The 2,023-nt window shown below is 69.6% G+C and carries 3 protein-coding genes and 1 pseudogene; 3 read left to right on the top strand and 1 reads right to left on the bottom strand.

Going from position 1 to position 2,023, the window contains the following annotated elements:
• A partial coding sequence (locus ACFU53_RS47855; protein ID WP_384006923.1) for a hypothetical protein occupies positions 1–202 on the top strand: 202 nt, incomplete at its 5' end.
• A gap of 65 nt (positions 203–267) precedes the next feature.
• On the opposite strand, the gene era is transcribed toward ACFU53_RS47855, so the two are convergent.
• On the bottom strand, positions 268–1,230 hold the full coding sequence (gene era, locus ACFU53_RS47850; protein ID WP_384006920.1) for a GTPase Era: 963 nt from the start codon (positions 1,228–1,230) through the stop codon (positions 268–270).
• Positions 1,231–1,344: 114 nt separating this feature from the next.
• Here era and ACFU53_RS47845 point away from each other — a divergent pair.
• Positions 1,345–1,651: pseudogene (locus tag ACFU53_RS47845) on the top strand (ammonia channel protein); the annotation flags it as partial.
• Positions 1,648–1,986: a P-II family nitrogen regulator gene (locus ACFU53_RS47840; protein WP_384006918.1), complete on the top strand. Its 339-nt coding sequence runs from the start codon at positions 1,648–1,650 to the stop codon at positions 1,984–1,986. The pseudogene ACFU53_RS47845 and the gene ACFU53_RS47840, both read left to right, overlap by 4 nt.
• Positions 1,987–2,023: the final 37 nt, after the last annotated feature.

Raw genomic sequence — 2,023 nt, 5'->3', positions numbered from 1 at the left:
GCCCCGGTTCTCCGGGGCGGCGGCGGTGTGTCGTGACGCCGACGGACCACGGCCACCGCCCCCTCACTCCGGATCCCCCGCCCCGCGGCGCCTCCAGCCGTACGAGGGTGTCCCAGCCGGCTCCTACCGCTTCGACCCGAAGAACCGCGACTCGACCCCACCCCACTCCACCACGGCCTACGGATGGGGACTGCGCTGCTGAATGGTGACCTCGAAGGCGAGGGCCGCATGGAAAGAGGAGCAGCCGTGCTCGGCCTTGTCGGGCGGTCAGAACCCCAGCTTCCGCAGCTGCCGGGGGTCCCGCTGCCAGTCCTTCGCCACCTTCACGTGGAGGTCCAGGAACACCGGCGTGCCGAGCAGTGCCTCGATCTGCTTGCGGGACTTGATGCCGACCTCCTTCAGGCGCTTGCCCTTGGGGCCGATGACGATGCCCTTCTGGCTGGGGCGCTCGATGTAGACGAAGGCGTGGATGTCGAGGAGGGGCCGGTCGGCGGGGCGGTCCTCGCGGGGGAGCATTTCCTCGACGACGACGGCGATGGAGTGGGGGAGCTCGTCACGGACGCCCTCCAGAGCCGCCTCGCGGATCAGCTCGGCGATCATGACCTGCTCGGGCTCGTCGGTCAGGTCGCCCTCGGGGTAGAGGGCGGGGCCCTCCGGGAGGAGCGGGACGAGCAGGTCGGCCAGCAGGTCCACCTGCTTGTCGGCGACCGCCGAGACGGGCACGATCTCGGCCCACTCGAAGCCCAGCTCCTTGCCGAGCTGGTCGATCGCGATCAGCTGTTCGGCGAGCTGCTTGCTGTCGACGAGGTCGGTCTTCGTGACGATCGCGATCTTCGGCGTCTTCTTGATGGACGCCAGTTCCTTCGCGATGAAACGGTCACCGGGGCCGAGCTTCTCGTTCGCCGGCAGACAGAAGCCGATCACGTCGACCTCGGCCCACGTCGTGCGGACGATGTCGTTGAGGCGCTCGCCCAGCAGCGTGCGCGGCTTGTGGAGGCCCGGGGTGTCGACCAGGATCAGCTGGGCGTCCGGGCGGTGCACGATGCCCCGTACCGTGTGCCGCGTCGTCTGCGGCTGGTCCGCCGTGATCGCCACCTTCTGGCCGACCAGAGCGTTCGTGAGGGTGGACTTGCCCGCGTTCGGGCGGCCCACGAAGCAGGCGAAGCCGGCACGGTGGGCGGCCTCGGCCGGCTGCTCGGATGACTGGGTACGAACGCTCATGCCGCCCATTCTCCCTGATCGCCGGAGTCCCGCCGCACAGCAGGCCGAACGCCGCCCGCAGCCGTCCGGCCGGGCCCACTCGGCCCGCCCCTGTGTGACCCTTTCAGGCTGAACCACGACGACTTCAGGCTGAACCACGACGACTCGCTCGACGTGGTCGGCGTCCACCTGGTCGACGGCATCGTCGGTACGGTTCTGATCGGCGTCTTCGCCGTACGCCTTCCTCGGCACGTACGGCATCGAAAAGCCGATCGACAAGGCGCTGCGCTTCCGCGCGGACGAGGAGCACGAGCACACCGGTCTCGACCTTACGGCGCACGCCGATACGGCATACGATCACGGCGTCCTGGGGCACGGCGCCCCGCTCACCGCGTCCGTACCGTCCACACCGTCCACGTCCTCCACGCAGAAGGCCAAGGCCCAGGCATGAAGCTCATCACCGCGATCGTCAAGCCGTACCGCCTCGACGCGGTCAAGACCGCCCTGCAGGAGATGGGCGTCCACGGTCTGACCGTCAGCGAGGCCAGCGGCTACGGCCGGCAGCGCGGCCACACCGAGGTGTACCGCGGCGCCGAGTACCAGGTCGATCTCGTCCCCAAGGTCCGGATCGAGATCGTCGTCGAGGACACCGACTCGGACGCCGTGATCGACGCGATCGTGAAGGCCGCCCAGACCGGGAAGATCGGCGACGGCAAGGTGTGGGCGGTGCCGGTGGAGACGGTCGTACGGGTGCGGACGGGCGAGCGTGGTCCCGACGCGCTCTGAGCCGGCGGAGCTGAGGTGAGGGGTGGTGCCGCCGACG

This window comes from Streptomyces sp. NPDC057474 (assembly GCF_042802555.1).
Lineage (GTDB): Bacteria > Actinomycetota > Actinomycetes > Streptomycetales > Streptomycetaceae > Streptomyces.
The sequence above is the reverse complement of the archived record's forward strand: the minus strand, read 5'-3'. Positions and strand labels throughout refer to the sequence as shown.